The following is a 21868-nucleotide window of genomic DNA, read 5'->3' on the forward strand; positions in this document are numbered from 1 at the left end:
ACGCGAAAGTTAAGAATGTTCGGCATTCCGGACGTCCAGCCCCGAAACCGCTCTGGACACAAACAGCAATACTGTTACAAATCATTAACTTAGGTGTGTTTTTCGATTCAGCGTATTACTGGTACAGATCCTGCTCTTCCCCTCGCACCCCCGGCGTTCAGATTCGCCTGGGGCACATCTAGATGAACCTGCATCAGCACCGTCTCACAACTAGAAGAGAAAAATAATGACATCTGCACTCAAGACCTTTGTTCCGGGCGCCTTGGCCCTCCTGCTGCTTCTGCCCACTGCCCTTCAGGCCAAAGAAGCCGAAAACCAACAGAAACTGGCCAACGTGGTGATCCTGGCCACCGGCGGCACCATTGCCGGCGCTGGCGCCAGCGCCGCCAACAGCGCAACCTATCAAGCGGCGAAAGTCGGCATTGAACAGTTGATCGCCGGCGTTCCTGAGCTGAGCCAATTGGCTAACGTTCGCGGCGAACAGGTCATGCAAATCGCCTCCGAAAGCATCACCAACGAAAACCTGCTGCAACTGGGTCGCCGCGTAGCCGAGCTGGCCGACAGCAAAGACGTCGATGGCATCGTGATCACCCACGGCACCGACACCCTGGAAGAAACGGCGTACTTCCTCAACCTGGTGGAAAAAACCGAGAAGCCGATCATCGTCGTGGGCTCCATGCGCCCAGGCACCGCGATGTCCGCCGATGGCATGCTGAACCTGTATAACGCGGTGGCCGTGGCCAGCAGCAAAGACGCGCGAGGCAAAGGTGTACTGGTGACCATGAACGATGAAATCCAGTCGGGTCGCGACGTCAGCAAAATGATCAATATCAAAACCGAAGCGTTTAAAAGTGCCTGGGGTCCGCTGGGCATGGTGGTAGAAGGCAAATCCTACTGGTACCGCCTGCCGGCCAAGCGTCACACCATGGATTCCGAATTCGACATCAAGACCATCAAGAGCCTGCCTGACGTCGAGATCGCCTATTCCTATGGCAACGTCAGCGACACCGCCTACAAGGCCCTGGCTCAGTCCGGCGCCAAAGCCATCATCCACGCCGGCACCGGCAATGGCTCGGTATCGTCGCGAGTGGTGCCCGCCCTGCAAGCCCTGCGCAAGGATGGCGTGCAGATCATTCGTTCCTCCCATGTCAACGCCGGCGGTTTTGTACTGCGCAACGCCGAACAGCCTGACGATAAATACGACTGGGTCGTGGCCAACGACCTGAACCCGCAGAAGGCCCGGGTCCTGGCGATGGTCGCGTTGACCAAAACCAATGACAGCAAAGAGCTGCAACGGATGTTCTGGGAATACTGATTCGCCCTCGCCCTCGCCCTCGCCCGACCGGATCCGGTCGGGCACCCCGTGCGCCATTCGCCAGCCTTGGCGAGTGGCTGCCGCGGATCTTACAAAAAAAATCCCTTCGCCTTACGCCAAACGGAACAAATCGCTGTCAGAGGATTTTCTTGGTTTTTAAGCAGTTGCGAAATGGCCTACAGTTAAATACTGTATGCACGTACAGCTTAATAAGGATAATTCCGTGGACACCACCTCAGCCTCTCCCGACACCTATGTACGCATGGGCCTGCGCGTTCAGAAAATCATCAACTCCCCCACCGCACAAAAAGCCAGGGCAGCGTTGATCTTCCGCCTTCCCGACGAGCCGGTGGATGAATGGGAACGCTTACTGGAAGAAATAGACGAAAACGACAACGTCACCCTCGCCTATCGCGACGATGGCGGTGTGCAGATTTTCTGGGTTGTGCCGAAGGAAGATTGAGTCGATGAGTGTTCGCTGGTTTGCTTTGTTGTTTCTGTTTTTTGTCATGGGGGCGCAAGCCGACGCGCCGCGCACTTTTACCGAAGCGAAAAAGGTCGCCTGGAAACTCTACGCGCCCCAGTCCACCGAGTTTTACTGTGGCTGCAAGTACACCGGCAACCGGGTGAACCTTGCAGCCTGCGGTTATGTGCCACGTAAAAATGCCAAGCGCGCATCCCGCATCGAGTGGGAGCATATAGTTCCGGCCTGGCAAATCGGCCATCAACGCCAGTGCTGGCAAGAGGGCGGTCGCAAGAACTGCACCCGCTACGACCCGGTTTACCAGAAGGCCGAGGCTGATTTGCACAACCTGGTGCCCAGCATTGGCGAGGTCAATGGCGATCGCAGCAACTTCAGCTTTGGCTGGCTGCCCGAGCAGTCGGGGCAATATGGTTCCTGCCTGACCCAGGTCGACTTCAAGGCCAAGAAAGTCATGCCCCGCCCTTCCATTCGCGGCATGATCGCCCGGACCTACTTCTACATGAGCAAGCAGTATGGCTTGCGCCTGTCGAAACAGGATCGACAACTGTACGAAGCCTGGGACAAGACCTATCCGGTACAGGCCTGGGAACGCCAACGCAATCAGAGCGTGGGGTGTGTCATGGGGCGCGGAAACGAGTTCGTCGGCCCGGTAGACATGAAGGCCTGCGGCTGAATCCAGGACGGGACACTGAAACAAAAAAGGCCCCGGTGCTAAACGCCCGAGGCCTTTTTTGTTTCTTCAACGTCTGCGCTACGTTATTGAGCGGCTGGACGCTCAAGCACCAGCAATTCGATGTTCTGTTTCTTCGCGCGAGTGAGTGCCGCGCGAACTTCATCCTGTTTGGCTTCGGCTTCGGCTTTCGAATTGAATGGCCCCACCAGGATTCGGGTATTGCCATTCTCCTTGACGACACTGGACATGAAACTGTGCTCGATCAGCCAGCCACTCAGATCACTGACCGCCTGAGGGGTTTCACCTCGCACTTCAAGATCCCATTGCGGACCGGACACTGGCGCGGGTACGGCAGCCATGGCCGGCTTGGGCTTCGGCGCATCCACACGGCTGCCCTCGCCACATCCCGCCAGTGCCAATATCGCGATGATCAAAACCATTTTGCGCACGACGCTTCCCTCCAAATGCATAAAGCGGCGATTTTAACACCCATGAATACTTCACGAGTGCCGTAAAATGGGCTCAAAACAACGAGATTGATGATTGCGGCCTCTGTATAGTTACGCCTTGGGAATTAATGCCACATCTGCGCGTCAGAAAGAGGCACCCAAACCACGAGACTTCGCACTAATCTATACATACCACCGACCTCTGCACTGTCCGAATCAGGTGCCCCACAAAGCAATCAAGGAGAAGACCATGCTGATACTCACCCGCAAAGTCGGTGAAAGCATAAACATTGGTGATGACATTACGATCACCATCCTGGGCGTAAGCGGCCAGCAAGTCAGGATCGGCATCAACGCCCCGAAGGACGTTGCAGTGCATCGTGAAGAAATTTACCAGCGCATTCAGGCCGGCCTGACCGCCCCGGAAAAGCCGCAATCCTGAATCCTGTTGCAGTCAGTAGCCAGCCCGTTCAGTCCGGAATTACGGCTGGCTAAAGATTCAGCACCCCATCGCCCTGCGCTTTCGCCCCCACCCAAACCCCTGGGGCCGATACTAGCGGCAAGCTCCATCCTTTTGCTGTCAGACTTTTCTGGTTTACCCCAGGGAAGGATGCGTTCACTGCGCAGTCAACCAAGCATCACGCCTCGCGCCATGCCAGTCGCTGCCACCACCATCAGCAACACCAGCAGCGCCTCGATATGACTGATCCGTGCAAACAGCTTCGCACGGCCGGTATCGATCGCCACTTTACGGGCAAGCGCTATCCGCCATTTGATCAGCGTCACCATCGGCGCAATCTCCAGCAACAAGATCAGGACGAACAGCGTCATCTTCAGATGAAACAGCGGCTGATGCAGGTAATAGTCCGTGCCTTTCTCGTACCCGCCAAAGGCTCGCATCCCGCCACTGATCAATAAAACGACAGCTGAAATACCCCAGATATTGTCCGCCATCAAAACACTGCGCACCTCTGTGGCGCCATCGGCCAAACGCCGAAAAGCCGTGCCTCGAACCAATACCGCCCAGAATCCCAAGGCAAATGCCAGAAGATGAACCGCCGCCAGAAACCATTGAGTCAGCATCGAGAAACTCCTGCCAGGTCGAAGTTGTATGAGCCTGTCAGTAGTAGCCCATGAAATGGCTGCGTGCACGCCATCCGCAGACAATGCCCGGAACACAATATGACAGACCTACTAGACTCCACTGCGCCGGTATTGAGCGTCCGTGGCAGTACCCGCCCCAACAGCAACTCACTCTCACCCCATTGAACTGAGTAAACAAAATCATGTGTAAATCATGTGATTCAAGCTCTGCTTCAAATACAACAGGCCGTCGTCGTTTTCTTCAATTTGCCGGATTGAGCGCAGGCGCCCTGCTGCTGACCGGCACACTGCCCGGCAAGATCATCCAGGCAGCCGAAAAAGCGTCAGCCCCACCCAAACCTCAAAACGTAATCAGTCCCGACATGGCGTTGAAAAGACTGATGGAGGGCAATGCACGATATGTAGGCGGCACTTCCACGACGCACGATTTCAAGGCAGAGCGAGAGGCCTTGGTGTCCGGCCAAAATCCGTTCGTGGCCGTGCTGAGTTGCTCTGACTCGAGGATCGCCCCGGAATATGCGTTCGACACCGCGCGCGGCGATCTTTTCTCCATCCGCGTCGCGGGCAACTTCGTTACGCCGGAAGGCTTGGCCAGTCTTGAATACGGGGTTGCCGTACTGGGCGCCCCGCTGATTCTCGTACTCGGGCATGAGAGTTGCGGTGCCATCGAGGCCGGTATCAAGGCGGTCAAGGATCAGACAATTTTCCCCGGTCATATCCCGAAACTGACTGAAGCACTCAAATCGGCAGTCGAGGCAGTACTCAAGCAGCCCGGGAACCTGATGGAAAACGCCACCGCGCAAAACGTCAAGAATTCGGTCAACAGCCTGAAACAGGCCTCGCCATTGCTGACTGATGCACAGAGCAAAGGCACGCTCAAGATCGTGGGCGGTATCTATCGCCTGGCGAGCGGCAAGGTGGAGTTGATCGTTTGACCCGCAATGCGCACGCCCCCAGCATCGGTGCATGACCCCGCATGCAAAGAGCCCAGCGCGACGGCTGGGCTCTGGTTATCTTCGGTTTTGCATCATTTTATCCGCGAGGACTCTGGCCCTCTCGATCAACAGGTTCTGCCTGTCCTCGTGAGTAGCCTCGCCCACAATCGGGGCAGTCAGATTGCTTTCGGCAATCAATGCAGCGCAGAAATATCGATCCCAGACAGTCGTGTCCACAGGTGCCTGTTTGCTCATTTGATCGGCGTTCATAGGCGGCTCCTTTTGATAAGGTCGCATTGCTAGTTTACGCCTGAAAAACAAAAAATCCGGACCATCATTCACAGGCACCCGCCATTCGTCGCCTGCCGGAACACAACGAGGAATTCGCCCGTATCCATGGCTTGAGGCTTGCTAAGATCGCCCGTAGCAGCGCCGGAACGACATGATTCTGACGCCGCAGCCATTCAATCAATGCTTAAGGACGCCAGCGATACGCTTGGTCAGTCACCGGGAGATGTAACGTGTCAACGCTCAACGAAATCGCAATGAACCACGCGAGAATGGCCAAGGAAAAAGCAGGAAAGTCGACCGAACTGAGCGAGCGCCACCTCCAGATCGTAGGGAGCTTCGAAGTACCTTCCATTGAAGTACAACAGAACATCCCAATGCACATGATCGCGGGAACACAGGAAGGCCACCACGGCCTTGCAGCGACCTTTGCCCTCTGACGCCTATTGAGGCTGGCGACGATCTGAACGATTACCTGGCAATCACTGGTGGCCCGGTATCCGCTCAGCAATCGTCGCGCCCGCATCAACGTTCACATTGCCCAGCGTGAACGAGCCCGATACGTTGTGAACACCTGAAGAAATCCGGGACAACAAAAAGGGCCCACCTTTCGGTGAGCCCTTCCAGGCCGCCCGCCAGAGCGGACTTTGCCGGGTACGCGCGATGGCCAATTGGTTGAAAGCTAAAAGTTATTTCGCGACATACTTCGCGCCGTGCGGGTCGTCAAGTTTTGCCTGCAATATCCCCCACTCGCGCTGAATGATCGAGTATGGAATAAAGATGCTGAGCCTCTCAGCCCCCTTTACGCCGGAGTGATTGCTCACATCGTTCAGGGTGGTTGAATAGAAACCAATATTGATGCCGACAATATGGCCGTCACTTGCAAGGACCGGCCCGCCCGACATGCCCTTGATCAGTGGGGCATCGTGAATGGCATAGAGATCACCGCTGTGTTCAGCGGCATTGACGAAAGGCGTTTCATACACCTTGCCCTTCCCGGTAGTGGTCATGAAGTAAGGACTCGCCCCAACGGCAGTTATGCTCTCGCCCACACGCGGTGCGCGCCATGACGGGTAGCGGCCGTTGGCCTTGTGCAGGATGAAGACGAGATCACAACCTGTGCTGCAGCTGTACTTCACGTTGGGGATGAACGGAGTGTGGCGAGTGGTTACGGCGTAGTCCTCGTTCCATTGCACGGCCGAGGCCATGTATAGATACGGTGCGGGAAAGCCCGAGTAGACTAAAAAATATGAATCATTCGCAGATCCCGAAAAGTCGGGTTTTACGATGCCGTTGCATCCTGCAGTTACAGCTCCTATTAAAAAGCAGGCCATGATCTTGATCATGATATATCACCGACTTAATAGGGAGAATGTGACTGTTTTTTGTTGTCAATATTTTGTCTTTTATTGGGTTGCAGTACTCCTCGCCGCTTGTTCCAGTTTGACGCTTTCTTACTTATGGCTGAGATTGTAATGGGGCGTATGAATAAATCGCGCTAAGACCAATCGCTTTTCGAACAACTTCAAAAGTTCAAATATTTGGCGCCTGAAAAACGTTAAAGACGAGAATAAAAACCAAGAGTTTCTATGGACTCCCTCGCTAATGGCGCCAACGGTGATGGGAAGTAGCGCCTACCTGAATCATTCGCCATGCCCGCCCCCCCCACAAAAGCAACAAGAAGCCTGAAGGCAATCCAGTTGTCCTGCACTACAGCGGCGCCGTAACTCACTAACGAAACTCAATATATGCTGACGGATCAGCACCCACCCTTTTTTTCTCACCCGTTAAGCCCGCCCATACGGGAGTTTTTCGCCTGTTACCTACAGTGTGCGCACCTCTTGGCTACGATTTTTTTCATGGAGGAAGCGCGATGTCAGAATGTCTTACCGCCGCCCCGCTCAATCCTTCCGACGAAGACTTTATTGCCCTCGATGAAGTTGCTGCCTGGATCGACCAGCGCGGCTCTAAGTGTGTATCTGATCGCATCAATAGGCCGACGTTACGGTGTTTAACAAACCCCAACACCTGTCTTCTAACAATCTGACGATTATCAAATTAACTCGCATTGAATGTGTAGTGCTTGATTTACTAACAAGCGGTGAGGAGCGTGTTATTGGCAACGAGGAAATCCTTATGAAGCTAAATAAGGACCCTTATAATTACAAAGGATTGCCCATATGCCTCAGTAGACTGCAAGCGAAATTCAAGAAGCTCACTAAAGGCAACAACTCCCTCCATTCAGTAAGAAGCCGCGGTTACTGCTTGATCATGTGCATCAATCATCACTTGAATGGCGTTTAGCACATGCGTCAAGGTGATGAAGAGCATGCCGGACAACTGCATCGACAGGGTGCTGGCCGATCTGCGCTACTGCACTACCCAGTGCGCGCGGGGCATGATTATCCCCTTCGAACGGCTCTGGCGTGAGCACCTGCGGATCGCTAAACCGGAAGCGGCCATTGTGGCTACGTGACTTCAGCAAGCGGCAGCTCAAAGTCATGTTCTGTTTTTTTTTGGGGGGGGGGAGGCGCGAATGCACCTTCGACGAGGCGAAGGATCATCTGCTTGAGGCTTTGGCCCAAGTAAAGAGGCCTTGCCGTTCTTATCGCCTTGCCAGGGCTTTGACTTCTCCGGCAGAGGCGGCCCCGACAAGGGGCGTGCGCTGAACGCCTGCAAGGTGCGAAAGCAGTGGCAGATCCGCCACGCTGAACTACTTGGTTTTTGTCGCCTGCACCTTGTCTCGAATTGGTGCCCACCCTGACCAGTTGCTGGCCATTCAGTAATCCATCTGAAACACACCAGGCCGGGCAAGCGGTAATGACTTTACCCAGCGCAACGCCAAGTGTCCCGAACACAACCCTGAAAAAAAATAACATTGAACCTGCCGGTGAACGGAGGGCGATGAAACGCTATGCGGGCCGCGCTACGTGAGGTTGTCAGTGAATGTCTGCAGGCGCCGCGCACACCTACGACCACGTACCGGCCGGAGAGCGCCCCACTTTTCATGAGATCCGAGCCTTGGGGACATGGCTGTACGAGCGGTAGAAATTCCCACAGGAGTCCTTCCAAGCGCTGATGGGGCATGCAGACGAGAAGATGACGAAGCACTATCAGGAGGGGCACGACGAAAAGTAGATCGAGTACATGGAGGCGGGCGCCAAGTTGGCGTTTTGAGCGGGGAGTTTGCAAATCGCAGACAACAAAAAAGGGCCCACCTTTCGGTGAGCCCTTCTAGACCGCCCAGCAGAGCGGATTTTGTTTGGTAGGCGCGATTGGACTCGAACCAACGACCCCCACCATGTCAAGGTGGTGCTCTAACCAACTGAGCTACGTGCCTGCTGTGAGGCGGCATTCTACGGAATTCCGGAGGGGTGTCAACACCTTTTTTCGCGCTAACCCTATGAATATGCAAAATATTTAATTTTGCCCGTACAAAGAAGATTTTCCGGGTGCTGGCGGGCGATTTTCAACTCGGGTAGGATCAACGCACTCGTAAAATATATTAAACAGAGGCTGCCGGATGGCTAACACTCCCTACCCAGAATCCTATTACGCCGCATCGGCCAATGCGGTTCCACCGCGCCCGGCGTTGCAGGATGACGTGGAGACCGATGTCTGTGTGATTGGCGCCGGTTATACGGGGCTGTCCGCTGCCCTGTTTCTGCTGGAGAACGGCTTCAAGGTCACGGTGCTTGAGGCGGCCAGGGTGGGTTTCGGGGCGTCCGGGCGTAATGGCGGCCAGATCGTTAACAGCTATAGCCGCGATATCGATGTCATCGAGCGCACGGTCGGTCCCAAGCAGGCTCAATTGTTGGGGCAGATGGCGTTCGAGGGTGGGCGAATCATTCGTGAGCGGGTCGCCAGGTACAACATTCAGTGCGACTTGAAGGACGGTGGCGTGTTCGCCGCGATGACCGCCAAGCAGATGGGTCATCTTGAATCCCAGAAACGCCTGTGGGAGCGCTTCGAGCACACCCAGCTTGAGTTGATGGATCAACGCCGCATCCGCGAAGTGGTGGCTTGCGACCAATACGTCGGCGGGATGCTCGACATGAGTGGCGGCCACATCCATCCGCTTAACCTGGCGCTGGGTGAAGCGGCGGCGGTCGAGTCCCTGGGCGGGACGATCTATGAACAGTCGCCGGCCATACGCATCGAGCGCGGCGCCAGCCCGGTGGTGCACACGCCGCAGGGTAAGATCCGGGCCAAATTCATCATCGTCGCCGGCAACGCATATCTGGGCAATCTGGTACCAGAACTGGCCGCCAAGTCGATGCCTTGCGGAACGCAGGTGATTACCACCGAGCCATTGGGCGAAGAACTGGCCAAGACCCTACTGCCCCAGGATTACTGTGTCGAAGACTGCAATTATCTGCTCGACTACTACCGCCTCAGCGGCGACAAGCGTCTGATTTTCGGTGGTGGCGTGGTGTATGGCGCGCGGGATCCGGCGAACATCGAAGCGATCATCCGGCCGAAGATGCTCAAGGCATTCCCGCAGCTCAAGGACGTGAAGATCGATTACGCGTGGACGGGCAACTTCCTGCTGACCCTGTCGCGCCTGCCCCAGGTCGGACGCCTGGGCGACAACATCTACTATTCCCAGGGCTGCAGCGGCCATGGCGTGACCTACACGCACCTGGCGGGCAAGGTGCTGGCCGAAGCCCTGCGCGGCCAGGCCGAGCGTTTTGACGCCTTTGCCGACCTGCCCCACTACCCGTTCCCCGGCGGCCAGTTGCTGCGCACACCGTTTGCGGCATTGGGTGCGTGGTATTACGGATTGCGGGATAAATTCGGGTACTAAGCGACACGCAATACATTGTAGGAGCGAGCCTGCTCGCGATATCGGTCTGGCAGCCAACGGATGTGTTGGATGTTACGACCTCATCGCGAGCAGGCTCGCTCCCACAATGATTTTTTGAATACCCGCAGATGTTGCGTACACCTGCTCCCACAGGGGTTTTGGGTTAGAGACGATCTCGTGGGATACCGCTTCGAATCCGCAAGATATCGGCCAGTACCGCCAGCGCGATCTCTGCCGGCGTCTTGCTGCCCAGGTTCAGCCCGATGGGAGCATGAATCCGCCCCAACTCGACATCCCCCAGACCACCGATGCGCCGCAACCGCTCGAAGCGCTTTTGCGAGGTCTGCATGGAGCCCATCACACCGATGTAAAACGCTTCGGTACGCACTGCCTCCATCATCGCCAAATCGTCGATACGTGGATCGTGGGTCAACGCCACCACCGCCGTGTCGCTGTGGCAACCGCCGTCAGCGATGAACACCGACGGCAGTTGACGGCGAATCTCCACGTTTTCCAGCACGACGCCTTCGAGCACTTCGTCCCGCGGGTCACACAGAATCACCTCGAACCCAAGCCCCACGGCAAACTCCGCACAGGCCTGGGCGACACTGGAATACCCCGCCAGCAGCAAGCGCTGGGCCGCGCCGACGCGTACACGCACCCGGTCGATTTCACGCTCGATACGCACACCCTGCTCACGATCATCGAACAGGCTGCGCGCACCGCTTTGCAGATCCACTTCGCGGATCAACCGACGTCGGCCCAACAGCGCCGACTCCAGCTCCCGCAGATGCGCTTGCACCTCGCAATCGGCATCAAGCTTCTCGACCAGTACATCCAGCACCCCGCCACAGGGCAGGCTGACGCGTGAGCGTGGATCGTCGCCTTCGCCGTAACGAACAACGCTGACTGGCTCCAGAAACGCGCCCTCGGCGACTCGCTCGAGAAAGTCTTCCTCGACACAGCCACCGGACAGCGAGCCAATCCAGTGCCCATCAGCGTTCACCGCCAGCAGCGAACCCGGTGCGCGCGGTGCCGAGCCGTAAGTGGCCAGCACCGTACACAGCCAGATGCGCTGACCGGCCGTAGACCACTCCAGCGCCCGGCGCACCACTTGCAGATCCAGATGCTGCATATCAGTGGGCCTTGTGCTCGAGCGGCGGCGCATCGGCCCGCAACTTCTGCACGTCGTTCACTGCCAGATCATTCGGCTGACCGCCCCACCCCTGACGCAGGTAGTTCAGTAGATCCGTGAGTTGCTCGTCGCTCAATTTCGCGGCGAACCCTGGCATCGGTTGCATGTGTTCGAACCCGGAGAACTTCTGCTCACCAATACCGTCGTCGATCACTCGCACCAGGTTGCGCGGATCTTCCAGGCGCAGCGTGGTGTTGCCGCGCATGGCCACGGCGATGTGCGGCTTGCCCTCACCGCCCGGTGCATGGCAACCGGCGCAGACATTCAAATATTCCTGACGGCCACGCTGGGCACTCGGGCTCAGTTTGTCCAATGGCACTTCGACGAGCACTTTCGCCGCAGGCGGCTGATCGCCGAGCAGGAAAGTCGCCATCGCTGCCAGATCCGGATCGCTGAGGCCCTGGGTGCTGTTGTGGAACACCGGGAACATCTCGTTGAACATCGTGCCCTGGGCGCTCATGCCGTGTTTGAGGAACGAGCCAAGGTCTTGGTGATTCCAGCCACGGGCCGCCAGATCTGTTGCCAGCAGGCTCGGCGCCAGATAACCATTGAGAATGCCGCCGGTCATGCGCTTGTCCTGCTGCATCGCGCCAGGCAAGCCACGTGGGGTGTGGCACTCGCCACAGTGCCCCAGCACGTCGACCATGTACTGGCCGCGCTTCCAGGCTTCGCTTTTGCCTTCAGCCGGTTCCAGCTTCACGTCCTTGCCGTACATCATGTTCCAGCCCATCAGGCCCAGGCGCACGTTGAACGGGAAGCTCAGGCTGGTGACCGGTGCTGCGCGCTCGATCGGCGCGACGGTTTTCAGGTAGGCGTGAATCGCATCGGAATCCGCACGCGGAATCAGGTGATACGAGGTGTACGGCATCGCCGGATACAGGTTCGCGCCATCGCGACGCTTGCCTTCAGTCAGCGCAGCGAAGAACTCGTCATCGTTGTACAAACCGATGCCGTGCTCTTTGCTCGGGGTGATGTTAGTGCCGTAGATCGTGCCGAACGGCGAAACGATCGGCAGGCCACCCGCATACGGCGCGCCGCCGGGCGCGGTGTGGCACGCCATGCAGTCGGCGGCGCGGGCGAGGTACTCGCCTTGCTTGACCTGCGCATCATCGGCGTGAGCTGCCACCACAGGCGCAGCCAGACCAACCGCCAACGCCAGGCGGCTAAGTAGAAGCTTCATGCTTAACCCTCCTTGACCAGGCCGAGATCGGTCAGCACGTTGCGGGTGGCGCTGTAGTAGCGCACGTACCCGGTGCAACGGCAGATGTGATGACCGAGGCTGTCCTCGATGACTTTTTCCAGTTGGCTTTTGACGATGGGCTGACGCTGCAGCTTTTCCACCAGCACGGTCGCGGCATTCACGAAGCCCGGCGCGCAGTAGCTGCACTGGAAGGCGAACTCGTCGACGAAGCGCTGCTGGATCGGGTTCAGCTCGGTGACCTTGCCCTGCTCGTCGCAGGTCGCATGGCCTTCGATGGTCCGAACCTTCTTGCCTTCGAAATAGTGCGCGCCGGTGATGCAAGTGCGCACTTCTTCACTGGTGCCGTCCGGGTTGTCGACAATCACCACGCAGGCGTGGCAGATGCCCTGGCCGCAGCCCAGGCGCGAACCGGTGAGGTTCTTGTATTCGTGCAGGTAGTCGATCATCGGCAGGTCATCAGGGATGTCCACCGGGCCGACGGATTGACCGTTGAGGGTCAGTTGAAGCGGACGGTTAGCCATTGAGGGCCTCCTTGATGCGTGCAGAAGTGATAGGCAGGTCGCGGACACGTTTACCGATGGCATGGGCCACGGCGTTACCGATGGCACCGACCACCGGGATCATCACCACCTCGGCGATGCCCTTGGACGGGTCGCTCGGCGACAATGGCGGCAGGATTTCCGCGGTCTGTTTCCACACCGCGACGTGACGCGCCATCGGCAAGCGGTAACGGTTGAAGTTCCAGTCACCCTCCCCCGGCCCGCCTTCGTACAACGGCATCTCTTCCATCAGCGCATGGCCGATGCCCATGGCGATCCCGCCTTCGAGCTGGCCCCTGACCAGTTCTTCCACCAGCACCCGACCGCACTCGACCCACGAGTGATGGTTGAGTACCGACACTTCGTTCGAACCCTTGTTGACCTTCACTTCCACCAGCGTCGCGACCGGGCTGTAGTACGTCACCGCCGCGTTGTTCAGCTGGGTCGCCGGGTAGGCGATGCCCTGCCGATCCAGCAGATGGAAACCGGCGCTGTTCATCTGCGCCTTCTTCGCCTTCGGTGCACCGTCGCCGTACTTCACGGCCAGACCGTCGAGCGGCAAGCGCTCACGCACGCCGTCGATGCTGAACTCGGCCTCGGCCCAGCTCCAGCGGTTGAATCCGTGCACGGTGGCGCCGCTCACCAGGCCACGTTCGTGAACGCGCTTGGCCAGCATGGCGAAAGGCAGTGGCTCCATACCGTTGGCCGTGAGCTTGCCGTCGACCCAATGGGCGTCTTCGCGGCGCACCACGTAAGGGTTGGCCTGACCGCCGTAAGGGCCTTGTCGCCAGATTTCCAGAGCCGCCGGCCACAGGCCGTGGTTGAACAGCACGCGCGCCGCTTCACGGGTCGCGTGGCTGAAGTAGTACGCCGAGTTGGTGGCCGACGAAGCCGAAGCGACCTTGCCGACCCAGCGCGGATTGCGCAGGAAGTTGTCCTGCTCGGCCTGGCTCATGATGTACGGGTTGCCGCCACTGACCAGCTGCAACTCTTTCCATTCGGTTTCGCCGGTCTTCACTTCGTGCGCCGGAACACCGAGGAAATCGGCCACGACCATGGCCTGGGAGGTGGACATGCCGGTGCCGATTTCGATACCGATGTGGCGCAGGCTGATGCGACCTTCGGCGGTGAATTCAATGCTGGCCATCGGCGCTTCGGAACCGGTACCGAAGTCTTTCTGGCAGATGGCGAAACCCACCCCGTACCAGTTGTCCGGATCGGCGGCTTCGCGTTGTTTCTTGATCGCGTCGCGGTTTTTCCAGACTTCGTGAACCGCGGCCTTGTCGAGAATCTCGTGCAGGCGCAAGGCACCGGCCGGGATCGCGCCCTGGGTGTTTTTCATGCCCGAGCGCAGTGCGTTCTTGCGACGCAGCTCAATGGCATCGACACCGAGGCGACCGGCGATTTCGTCGACCATCATCTCGGTCGCCGCCATGCTTTGCAGGGTGCCGTAGCCACGCATCGACCCGGCTTCAACGGCGCGGGAGTGATAAGCCGTGACCTGCAGATCGTTCTGCGGCATGTAGTAGATCGACTGTGCCGCCGTGGCGCCCACCGCAGCCACCGATGGGCTGTAGTTGATTCGTCCGCCACCGTCGACGCTCATCTCGGAGCGGAAAATCTTGAAGCTGTGGTCGTTCTTGTCCACCGCCAATTGGTAGCGAATGTCGAACGGGTGACGCTTGATGCCACTCTGGAACTGCTCGTAGCGGTCGTTGGCCAGGCGTACCGGTACACCCGCGCCGTACAACGCCGCGAGGGCTGCGTAGTAGACGAAAATGTTGTGGTCCTTGGAGCCGTAACCGACGGTGTAACCCGGGTGCATGTTCAGGTTGGCCAGGCCAAAACGCGACGGCGCGATCATCTTCGCGGTTTCGGTCGCGGCTTCCAGCGGACACTGGGTGGCGACGACGAAATGCAGGGTCTTGGTGGCCGGGTCGTACCAGCCGTTGCCGTTGTCAGGCTCGAGGGCGGCCGGTTCGATCGACGGGGTCTTGTAGCGTTCGTCGAACACCAGCCAGTTGTCCGGCGGCGTATCGATCTGCTGCTTCATGCGCTCGGCGTAGAACAGCCCGCGCTCGGTCAGGGTGCCGTGCAGGTTCGGCTGGGAGTTCCACACCGGACGACGGTTTTTCAGCATCGGGAACAGAATCGAATCCTTGAGGCTGGCGAATTCGTCTTCGTCCGCCGAAGTCGCGCCGCCGACGCGCACGTAGCGGAAGCTGCCGTACGGATCGCCTTCGTAGAACGGCACCTGGGCACCGTAACGAATCGCCTTGTCATTGAATTTGAGTTGGTTCTTGGCCTGACGGAAGCGCTCGAAGTCGTTCCAGATCAGGATCGCCACCGGGTGCCCGATGAACATCGGCACCTTGCCGGCCGGCAACAGCGGATCCGGGGCGTGTTCCTCAGGGAACACGATACCGTCCTTGACCAGGTCTTCGGCGGTGACGATGCGGTCCGGTTGCAACTCGGCACCGAGCCACGACAGGTCGATGCCTGCAAAGATGTGGTCGGCCTTGATGGTTTTGAGCAGCATGGCGTGGCCTTGCTGCTGCGGCCAGCCCGGCATGTCCTTGGCGCGGATGTCGCGGGCAAAGACCTTGCTGCCGCAGACCTTGGACAAGGCATCGTTACGGGCGCGCGCCTTGCCATTGTTGCCGAGCCACTGCTCGGACGGCACGGTCACGCTGTTTTCCATCAAGGCGGCCAGCGCCTGGCTGCTCAATGGTGTGAGCGTCACGCTCACACCCGCTACCAGCCCGCCCTGAAGGAACGAGCGCCGGGATATATCACGGTTGGACATGGATCATCCTCTGGGCGGTTATGGGGTCCGCCCTTCTGGTTATGTTCTGGAAATCTCGAGTCTTGCAGAAGCCCTTTTCGACGATGCAAAGGGCTGTTGTTGACAGTGCAAAGCTGACCGAAAGGTTAAGTTTATAGGCTTATGCCTTCGCGGAAAACTAAAAACTGACCAAGAAATCAAAAAACCGCGGCTTTTCGTCGCAGCAGATCGATGAACAACCCCAACTCCCGGCTGATGTGCTCGCCCTTGCGCAACAACAACCCGAAGGGCGCCATCTGCACATCCAGTTCCACCGGCAGCGCCACCACCAGGCCCATTTTAAGATAGTCGCGCAATGCGGTTTCCGACAGGACCATGATCGCGTCGGTCAGCTGAATCAGTTGCTGCATGGAGTACACCGAACTGCATTCGATGATGTCTGCCGGCAACGGCAACGCCAGGCGCTGCAACGCCTGATCCAGACCGATGCGCGCCGGACTGGTTTCCGGTTGCAGGATCCACGGCCAACCGCTGACCAGCTCCGCCATCTCCAGTTTTTTGCGTCGCGCCAGCGGGTGGCCGGCGTGCACCACCACCAGCAAGCGTTCGTTACCCAGTTGCTCGAAGACGTAATGCTCACTGTCGGTGGCGGCATTGCGCCGGGCGATGGCAAGGTCGATGCGACCCTGTTCCAGCAACTGGATCACCTGGTCGCTGGTGTCGCCCATGATGCGGATCCGCAGCTGCGGATTGAGCGACTTGATTTCAGCAATGGAATCCATCACCAGGCCCGGCGCCGCGCCCATGATGGTACCGATCGACAGATAGCCGTAGCCGCCCAGCTGCCGCGCCATCAGATCCTCGGCACAACGGTCGAGGCCACTGAGGGCCGACTCGGCAAAGCGAATCAGCTCCTGGCCCAACGCTGTCGGGCGCATCCCCCGCGGCAGGCGTTCGAACAGATCGCAGCCGAACATGTCTTCAATCTCATGGAGCATGCGGGTTGCCGCCGGTTGCGACATGTTCAGGCTTTGCGAAGCGCGGTGCAGGTTCTGGCTGCTGCTGAGCGTCACCAACATGTGCAGATGCTTGTAACGCAGGCGATTGAGCAGGCTGCGGGAGATGATCGGCGTGGTCATGACGGGCCTTTTTTATCGATACCCTGAAGGTATCAGTTGTGAGCTAGATTCGATTTGTAACGCATCGATCAGCGGCCGTACAGTCTTCCCCATAAGAACAAATGCCCTACCAAAGGAAAACTGCGATGAAGACTCTACCCGCGCCTCTGCTCGCCAAAATTTCCTGGCGGCTACTCCCGTTTCTCCTGCTGATGTACATCATGGCCTTCCTCGACCGCGCCAACGTCGGGTTCGCCAAACAAGCCTTTCAAGCCGACACCAATATCAGCGATGCCGCCTTCGCCTTCGGCGCCGGGGTATTTTTCGTGGGTTACGCGTTGCTTGAAGTGCCGAGCAACCTGATCCTGCACCGCGTCGGCGCCCGCCTGTGGATGTGCCGGATCATGGTCACCTGGGGGCTGGTCTCCGCCGCCATGGTCTTCGCCCACACAGAAACCAGCTTCTACATCCTGCGCTTTCTGCTGGGCGTGGCCGAAGCCGGCTTCTTCCCCGGCGTGATCCTCTACCTCACCTACTGGTTCCCCAGCGCCGTGCGCGGCAAGGCCATGGGTTTCTTCTATTTCGGTGCACCGCTGGCCTTCATCTTTGGCAGCCCGCTGTCTGGCCTGCTGCTGGAGCTGGACGGCTTCGCCGGCTTCCACGGCTGGCAATGGCTGTTTGCCGTTGAAGGCCTGATGGCGACGGCTGTGGGCATCTGGGCCTACTGGTATCTGGACAATCGCCCGGCCGATGCCAAGTGGCTGACTGTCGAAGAACGCCAGCAAGTGCAAAGCCTGCTCGATCAGGAAGACAGCCATAAACAGAATCACGGCCGCAGCCTGCTCAACGTGATCTGCCAACCCTCGGTGCTGTACCTGTGCCTGATTTACCTGCTGATCCAGGCCAGCGTCTATGGCGTGGTGTTTTATCTGCCGAGCCAGGTCGGAGGGCTGCTGGGGACCAAGGTCGGGCTGATGGTCGGCCTGGTGACAGCGATCCCCTGGATCTGCGCATTGATCGCCGCCTACCTGATTCCCGGCTACAGCGACCGCACCGGCGAACGCCGCCGCACCGCGTGCCTGACCTTGCTCATGGCTGCCGCCGGGATCGCCTGCTCGGTGACCTTCAGCAACCCGCTGCTGGGGATCATCGCCCTGTGCTTTGCCGCCTCCGGCTTCATCGCCGTGCAACCGGTGTTCTGGACCTTCCCCTCCAGCTACCTCGCCGGTAGCGCCGCTGCGGCCGGGATCGCCCTGATCAACTCGTTCGGCGCTCTCGGTGGCTTCATCGCCCCGGTGCTGAAGAACTGGGCCGAGGGCGCCTTCCACTCACCGGCAGCAGGCTTGTACGTGCTGGCCGCTACCACCGTCATCGCCGCGTTGCTGGTGCTGGGCATACGCGCGCCCGGCCATAAAGCCTCGAACAAACCGGCCACCGTTTAAACCTGAGGAGTCACACCATGGGCATTCCAACCATCAAACACGTCCGCGCTTTCACTCTGCGAGGCGGCGGCGCGGATTATCACGACCAGGCCGACGGCCACTGGATCGACGATCACATTGCCACGCCGATGAGCAAATACCCCGAGTACCGTCAGAGCCGCCGCACCTTCGGCATCAACGTACTCGGCACCCTGGTGGTGGAAATCGAAGCCAGCGACGGCACCGTCGGTTTTGCCGTGACCACTGGCGGCGAGCCTGCCGCCTACATTGTCGAAAAGCACCTGGCACGCTTCCTTGAAGGCGCCCGGGTCACCGACATCGAAAAAATCTGGGACCAGATGTACCAGTCGACCCTGTATTACGGGCGTAAAGGCATCGTCATCAACACTATCTCCGGCGTCGACCTGGCGCTGTGGGACTTGCTCGGCAAGATCCGCCAGGAGCCCGTGCATCAGTTGCTCGGCGGTGCGGTGCGCGACGAGTTGCAGTTCTACGCCACCGGCGCCCGTCCGGACCTGGCGCAGAAAATGGGTTTCATCGGCGGCAAGATGCCGCTGCACCACGGCCCCGCCGAAGGTGAAGAAGGCCTGCGCAAGAACCTCGAAGAACTGGCGACCATGCGCGAGCGTGTCGGCCCGGACTTCTGGCTGATGCTCGATTGCTGGATGAGCCTGGACCTCAACTACGCCACCAAACTGGCGGTTGGCGCCCACGAATACGGCTTGAAATGGATCGAAGAAGCCCTGCCGCCGGACGACTACTGGGGCTACGCGGCCCTGCGCAACAACGTGCCCAAAGGCATGCTGGTGACCACCGGCGAACACGAAGCCACGCGCTGGGGTTTCCGCATGCTGTTGGAGATGGGCTGCTGCGACATCATCCAGCCGGATGTCGGCTGGTGCGGCGGCCTCACTGAACTGGTGAAGATCTCGGCCCTGGCCGATGCCCACAACGCGCTGGTCATCCCTCACGGCTCTTCGGTGTACAGCTACCACTTTGTCGCCACCAGGCATAACAGCCCCTTCGCCGAGTTCCTGATGATGGCACCGAAGGCCGACGAAGTGGTGCCGATGTTCCACCCGCAATTGCTCGGCGAACCGGTGCCGGTCAATGGCCGCATGCGCCTGTCCGCGCTCGACCAGCCAGGTTTCGGCGTGACCCTCAACCCCGAATGCCAACTGCATCGGCCGTATAACCGCTGAGAAAGGAGTTCGACATGAACATGCCGCACAACGCGTTCAAGGCCGCGCTGAACAGCACAGCGACCCAATATGGCATCTGGGCCGGGTTCGCCACCGGCTACGCCGCCGAGATCGTCGCCACCACCGGTTACGACTGGATGCTGATCGATGGCGAGCACGCGCCCAACACCGTGCCCGGGGTACTCGCTCAATTGCAGGCCGTGGCGCCTTACTCGACCGCGCCAGTGGTGCGCGCAGTGAATGGCGATGCCAACCTGATCAAGCAACTGCTGGACATCGGCGCACAGACGCTGATGATCCCGATGGTCGAAACCGCCGAGCAGGCACAGGCACTGGTGCGCGCCATGCGCTACCCGCCCCACGGCATTCGCGGTGTCGGCGGCGGCCTGACCCGCGCCACCCGCTGGGACGGCGTGCCGGACTACCTGAATACCGCCCACGAACAACTGTGCCTGATCGTGCAGGTGGAATCGCGCACCGGTGTGGAAAACGTCGCAGCGATTGCCGCCGTCGAGGGTGTGGATGCGGTGTTTATCGGCCCGGCGGATTTGTCGATCGGCCTGGGCCACGCCGGCAACCCCGGCCATCCGGAAGTCCAGGAGCGGATTCAATACGCCGTGAACGCCACACTGGCAGCCGGCAAGGCCTGCGGCATCCTCGCCCCCAACGAAGAAGACGCCCGCCGCTACCAGCGCTGGGGCTGCCAGTTCATTGCAGTGGCCATCGACATCAGCCTGCTGCGCCAAGGCGCCATGGCCACCCTCGCCCGCTACCGCGAACCCGCTGCCACTCAAGCGCCGTCACGCACTTACTGATCTGCCAAGGAGTCGCACCATGTCATCCGTGCCTGTTTACGAAAACTTCATCGACGGCCAGTTCGTGGCCAGCGCTGCCCACCTCGATGTGATCAACCCGGCCACCGGCGCCGTGCTGTCGAAAGTCCCGGCCTCGACCGCCGAGGACGTCGAACGCGCCCTCGCCGCCGCCCGTGCCGCCCAGAAAGGCTGGGCGCGCAAACCGGCCAATGATCGCGCCGGTTACTTGCGCCGGATCGCTGCCAAACTGCGGGAAAACGTCGCGCACCTGGCGCGCACCATCACTCTGGAACAAGGCAAAATCAGCGGGCTGGCGGAAGTCGAAGTCAATTTCACCGCCGACTACCTCGACTACATGGCCGAATGGGCCCGGCGCATAGAAGGTGAAATCATCACCAGCGACCGCCAGAACGAAAACATCTTCCTGTTCCGCAAACCACTGGGCGTGGTGGCCGGGATCCTGCCGTGGAATTTCCCGTTCTTTCTGATCGCTCGCAAGATGGCCCCGGCCCTGCTGACCGGCAACACCATTGTCATCAAGCCAAGCGAAGAAACCCCGAACAACTGCTTCGAATTTGCCCGACTGGTCGCCGAAACCGACCTGCCGCCCGGCGTGTTCAACGTGGTCTGCGGTGACGGCCAGGTCGGCGCCGCCTTGAGCTCGCACAAGGGCGTGGACATGATCAGCTTCACCGGCAGCGTCGACACCGGCTCGCGGATCATGGCTGCCGCCGCACCGAACATCACCAAGCTCAACCTGGAACTGGGCGGCAAGGCACCGGCCATTGTGCTGGCGGATGCGGACCTCGACCTGGCGGTCAGGGCGATCCGCGATTCGCGCATCATAAACAGCGGGCAGGTGTGCAACTGTGCCGAGCGGGTGTACGTCGAACGCAAGGTGGCGGATCAATTTATCGAACGCATCGCAGCGGCCATGAGCGCGACCCGTTATGGCGACCCGATTGCCCAGCCCGACGTCGAGATGGGCCCACTGATCAACCGCCAGGGGCTGGAAAGCGTCAACCGCAAAGTCCGCACCGCGCTGAGCCAGGGCGCAAGCCTGATCAGCGGCGGGCGGATGGCCGACCTGCCCAATGGCTTCCACTTCCAGCCCACGGTACTTGCCGGTTGCCGCGCCGACATGGAGATCATGCGCGAAGAGATTTTCGGGCCGGTGCTGCCAATCCAGATAATCGACGACCTGGACGAAGCCATCGCCCTGGCCAATGACTGCGACTATGGCCTGACTTCATCGATCTACACCCGCGACCTGAGCAAAACCATGCAGGCCATGCGTGAACTGGATTTTGGCGAAACCTACGTCAATCGCGAGAATTTCGAAGCCATGCAAGGCTTCCATGCCGGCGTGCGCAAGTCCGGCATCGGCGGCGCGGATGGCAAGCATGGGCTGTACGAATACACCCACACCCACGCGGTCTATCTGCAAGGCTGAGCCTCGCACTTTCTGTGAAGGGTACGCGCCTATGCCATCGCTTAGGCGCCTGCCCCATCCTCC

Annotated in this window: 22 protein-coding genes and 1 tRNA gene; 13 read left to right on the forward strand and 10 right to left on the reverse strand. The window is 59.3% G+C overall.

The genetic code is table 11. The features are described from left to right. The first annotated feature begins 226 nt into the window (after positions 1 to 226). The 3 genes from ABIE16_RS11640 (at position 227) to ABIE16_RS11650 (ending at position 2472) form a co-directional block, all read left to right on the forward strand. Complete coding sequence (locus ABIE16_RS11640; protein WP_429521203.1) at positions 227 to 1315, forward strand: asparaginase; 1089 nt, start codon at positions 227 to 229, stop codon at positions 1313 to 1315. A 193-nt stretch (positions 1316 to 1508) separates the two neighbouring features. Beyond that, positions 1509 to 1778: a DUF1654 domain-containing protein gene (locus ABIE16_RS11645; RefSeq protein ID WP_046041595.1), complete on the forward strand. Its 270-nt coding sequence runs from the start codon at positions 1509 to 1511 to the stop codon at positions 1776 to 1778. Positions 1779 to 1782: 4 nt separating this feature from the next. Beyond that, a complete protein-coding gene (locus ABIE16_RS11650; RefSeq protein ID WP_150812523.1) occupies positions 1783 to 2472 on the forward strand; it encodes an endonuclease in 690 nt (229 codons plus the stop codon). 83 nt (positions 2473 to 2555) lie between these two features. On the opposite strand, the gene ABIE16_RS11655 is transcribed toward ABIE16_RS11650, so the two are convergent. Beyond that, positions 2556 to 2921: a hypothetical protein gene (locus ABIE16_RS11655; RefSeq protein WP_057715551.1), complete on the reverse strand. Its 366-nt coding sequence runs from the start codon at positions 2919 to 2921 to the stop codon at positions 2556 to 2558. Positions 2922 to 3171: 250 nt separating this feature from the next. Between ABIE16_RS11655 and csrA the strand changes: the two genes are divergently transcribed. Continuing rightward, the gene (gene csrA / locus ABIE16_RS11660) at positions 3172 to 3363 is read left to right on the forward strand and encodes a carbon storage regulator CsrA (RefSeq protein WP_007975691.1); all 192 of its coding nucleotides are present in this window, start codon (positions 3172 to 3174) and stop codon (positions 3361 to 3363) included. Positions 3364 to 3548: 185 nt separating this feature from the next. Here csrA and ABIE16_RS11665 read toward each other — a convergent pair whose 3' ends face one another. Continuing rightward, the gene (locus ABIE16_RS11665) at positions 3549 to 4004 is read right to left on the reverse strand and encodes a DUF2214 family protein (protein ID WP_429521204.1); all 456 of its coding nucleotides are present in this window, start codon (positions 4002 to 4004) and stop codon (positions 3549 to 3551) included. A gap of 203 nt (positions 4005 to 4207) precedes the next feature. Between ABIE16_RS11665 and ABIE16_RS11670 the strand changes: the two genes are divergently transcribed. Beyond that, complete coding sequence (locus ABIE16_RS11670) at positions 4208 to 4960, forward strand: carbonic anhydrase (protein ID WP_429521205.1); 753 nt, start codon at positions 4208 to 4210, stop codon at positions 4958 to 4960. 75 nt (positions 4961 to 5035) lie between these two features. On the opposite strand, the gene ABIE16_RS11675 is transcribed toward ABIE16_RS11670, so the two are convergent. Continuing rightward, the gene (locus ABIE16_RS11675) at positions 5036 to 5230 is read right to left on the reverse strand and encodes a hypothetical protein (protein WP_057715554.1); all 195 of its coding nucleotides are present in this window, start codon (positions 5228 to 5230) and stop codon (positions 5036 to 5038) included. Positions 5231 to 5481: 251 nt separating this feature from the next. Between ABIE16_RS11675 and ABIE16_RS11680 the strand changes: the two genes are divergently transcribed. Continuing rightward, positions 5482 to 5688 (forward strand): hypothetical protein, encoded by a 207-nt coding sequence (locus ABIE16_RS11680; protein WP_429521206.1) that lies wholly within the window; start codon positions 5482 to 5484, stop codon positions 5686 to 5688. A gap of 249 nt (positions 5689 to 5937) precedes the next feature. Here the strand turns inward: ABIE16_RS11680 and ABIE16_RS11685 are convergent, their stop codons facing one another. Further along, positions 5938 to 6594: a trypsin-like peptidase domain-containing protein gene (locus ABIE16_RS11685; RefSeq protein ID WP_057715556.1), complete on the reverse strand. Its 657-nt coding sequence runs from the start codon at positions 6592 to 6594 to the stop codon at positions 5938 to 5940. 661 nt (positions 6595 to 7255) lie between these two features. On the opposite strand from ABIE16_RS11685, the gene ABIE16_RS11690 reads away from it, so the two are divergent. Together ABIE16_RS11690 and ABIE16_RS11695 are read left to right on the forward strand one after the other, a co-directional pair. Further along, positions 7256 to 7552, forward strand: a complete 297-nt coding sequence (locus ABIE16_RS11690) for a winged helix-turn-helix domain-containing protein (RefSeq protein ID WP_371318475.1) — start codon at positions 7256 to 7258, stop codon at positions 7550 to 7552. Between the two features lie 25 nt (positions 7553 to 7577). Next, positions 7578 to 7724, forward strand: coding sequence for a hypothetical protein (locus ABIE16_RS11695; protein ID WP_340317167.1), 147 nt, complete (start codon positions 7578 to 7580; stop codon positions 7722 to 7724). A gap of 787 nt (positions 7725 to 8511) precedes the next feature. On the opposite strand, the gene ABIE16_RS11700 is transcribed toward ABIE16_RS11695, so the two are convergent. Continuing rightward, a tRNA-Val gene (locus tag ABIE16_RS11700) sits at positions 8512 to 8588 on the reverse strand. A gap of 183 nt (positions 8589 to 8771) precedes the next feature. Here ABIE16_RS11700 and ABIE16_RS11705 point away from each other — a divergent pair. Next, on the forward strand, positions 8772 to 10055 hold the full coding sequence (locus ABIE16_RS11705; protein ID WP_429521207.1) for an NAD(P)/FAD-dependent oxidoreductase: 1284 nt from the start codon (positions 8772 to 8774) through the stop codon (positions 10053 to 10055). A 163-nt stretch (positions 10056 to 10218) separates the two neighbouring features. On the opposite strand, the gene ABIE16_RS11710 is transcribed toward ABIE16_RS11705, so the two are convergent. From ABIE16_RS11710 to ABIE16_RS11730, 5 genes are all read right to left on the reverse strand, one after another. Next, complete coding sequence (locus ABIE16_RS11710) at positions 10219 to 11190, reverse strand: XdhC family protein (protein ID WP_429521208.1); 972 nt, start codon at positions 11188 to 11190, stop codon at positions 10219 to 10221. Between the two features lies 1 nt (position 11191). After that, complete coding sequence (locus tag ABIE16_RS11715) at positions 11192 to 12430, reverse strand: c-type cytochrome (protein ID WP_429521209.1); 1239 nt, start codon at positions 12428 to 12430, stop codon at positions 11192 to 11194. Between the two features lie 2 nt (positions 12431 to 12432). After that, on the reverse strand, positions 12433 to 12972 hold the full coding sequence (locus ABIE16_RS11720) for a (2Fe-2S)-binding protein (RefSeq protein WP_015095868.1): 540 nt from the start codon (positions 12970 to 12972) through the stop codon (positions 12433 to 12435). Continuing rightward, a complete protein-coding gene (locus ABIE16_RS11725; protein WP_429521210.1) occupies positions 12965 to 15796 on the reverse strand; it encodes a xanthine dehydrogenase family protein molybdopterin-binding subunit in 2832 nt (943 codons plus the stop codon). The genes ABIE16_RS11720 and ABIE16_RS11725 overlap by 8 nt, the downstream gene beginning before the upstream one ends. Before the next feature lie 176 nt (positions 15797 to 15972). Continuing rightward, entirely contained in the window at positions 15973 to 16914 is a 942-nt protein-coding gene (locus tag ABIE16_RS11730; protein WP_057715562.1) for a LysR family transcriptional regulator, read from the reverse strand. Between the two features lie 125 nt (positions 16915 to 17039). Here ABIE16_RS11730 and ABIE16_RS11735 point away from each other — a divergent pair, with 125 nt between their 5' ends. Genes ABIE16_RS11735 through aldA form a run of 4 tightly spaced genes read left to right on the forward strand, consistent with a single transcriptional unit; the run spans position 17040 to position 21805 of the window. After that, entirely contained in the window at positions 17040 to 18335 is a 1296-nt protein-coding gene (locus ABIE16_RS11735; protein WP_090454238.1) for an MFS transporter, read from the forward strand. A 17-nt stretch (positions 18336 to 18352) separates the two neighbouring features. Beyond that, entirely contained in the window at positions 18353 to 19537 is a 1185-nt protein-coding gene (gene rhmD, locus ABIE16_RS11740) for an L-rhamnonate dehydratase (protein WP_340314161.1), read from the forward strand. A gap of 14 nt (positions 19538 to 19551) precedes the next feature. Next, positions 19552 to 20352: an aldolase/citrate lyase family protein gene (locus ABIE16_RS11745; RefSeq protein WP_429521211.1), complete on the forward strand. Its 801-nt coding sequence runs from the start codon at positions 19552 to 19554 to the stop codon at positions 20350 to 20352. A 19-nt stretch (positions 20353 to 20371) separates the two neighbouring features. After that, positions 20372 to 21805 carry an aldehyde dehydrogenase gene (gene aldA, locus ABIE16_RS11750; RefSeq protein ID WP_429521212.1) on the forward strand — a complete coding sequence of 478 codons (1434 nt, stop codon included), beginning with the start codon at positions 20372 to 20374 and terminating at the stop codon, positions 21803 to 21805. Positions 21806 to 21868: the final 63 nt, after the last annotated feature.

The organism is Pseudomonas sp. 2725 (assembly GCF_050434585.1).
Lineage (GTDB): Bacteria > Pseudomonadota > Gammaproteobacteria > Pseudomonadales > Pseudomonadaceae > Aquipseudomonas > Aquipseudomonas jessenii.

Coding starts and splice junctions, on each gene's coding strand:
- ABIE16_RS11645 (WP_046041595.1), top strand. CDS start 1,509: ATGCACGTACAGCTTAATAAGGATAATTCCGTGGACACCACCTCAGCC.
- ABIE16_RS11720 (WP_015095868.1), bottom strand. CDS start 12,972: ATGGCTAACCGTCCGCTTCAACTGACCCTCAACGGTCAATCCGTCGGC.
- ABIE16_RS11735 (WP_090454238.1), top strand. CDS start 17,040: ATGAAGACTCTACCCGCGCCTCTGCTCGCCAAAATTTCCTGGCGGCTA.
- ABIE16_RS11685 (WP_057715556.1), bottom strand. CDS start 6,594: ATGATCAAGATCATGGCCTGCTTTTTAATAGGAGCTGTAACTGCAGGA.
- ABIE16_RS11640 (WP_429521203.1), top strand. CDS start 227: ATGACATCTGCACTCAAGACCTTTGTTCCGGGCGCCTTGGCCCTCCTG.
- ABIE16_RS11705 (WP_429521207.1), top strand. CDS start 8,772: ATGGCTAACACTCCCTACCCAGAATCCTATTACGCCGCATCGGCCAAT.
- ABIE16_RS11725 (WP_429521210.1), bottom strand. CDS start 15,796: ATGTCCAACCGTGATATATCCCGGCGCTCGTTCCTTCAGGGCGGGCTG.
- ABIE16_RS11670 (WP_429521205.1), top strand. CDS start 4,208: ATGTGTAAATCATGTGATTCAAGCTCTGCTTCAAATACAACAGGCCGT.
- ABIE16_RS11665 (WP_429521204.1), bottom strand. CDS start 4,004: ATGCTGACTCAATGGTTTCTGGCGGCGGTTCATCTTCTGGCATTTGCC.
- csrA (WP_007975691.1), top strand. CDS start 3,172: ATGCTGATACTCACCCGCAAAGTCGGTGAAAGCATAAACATTGGTGAT.
- ABIE16_RS11675 (WP_057715554.1), bottom strand. CDS start 5,230: ATGAACGCCGATCAAATGAGCAAACAGGCACCTGTGGACACGACTGTC.
- ABIE16_RS11695 (WP_340317167.1), top strand. CDS start 7,578: ATGCCGGACAACTGCATCGACAGGGTGCTGGCCGATCTGCGCTACTGC.
- ABIE16_RS11710 (WP_429521208.1), bottom strand. CDS start 11,190: ATGCAGCATCTGGATCTGCAAGTGGTGCGCCGGGCGCTGGAGTGGTCT.
- ABIE16_RS11715 (WP_429521209.1), bottom strand. CDS start 12,430: ATGAAGCTTCTACTTAGCCGCCTGGCGTTGGCGGTTGGTCTGGCTGCG.
- ABIE16_RS11650 (WP_150812523.1), top strand. CDS start 1,783: ATGAGTGTTCGCTGGTTTGCTTTGTTGTTTCTGTTTTTTGTCATGGGG.
- rhmD (WP_340314161.1), top strand. CDS start 18,353: ATGGGCATTCCAACCATCAAACACGTCCGCGCTTTCACTCTGCGAGGC.
- ABIE16_RS11730 (WP_057715562.1), bottom strand. CDS start 16,914: ATGACCACGCCGATCATCTCCCGCAGCCTGCTCAATCGCCTGCGTTAC.
- aldA (WP_429521212.1), top strand. CDS start 20,372: ATGTCATCCGTGCCTGTTTACGAAAACTTCATCGACGGCCAGTTCGTG.
- ABIE16_RS11745 (WP_429521211.1), top strand. CDS start 19,552: ATGAACATGCCGCACAACGCGTTCAAGGCCGCGCTGAACAGCACAGCG.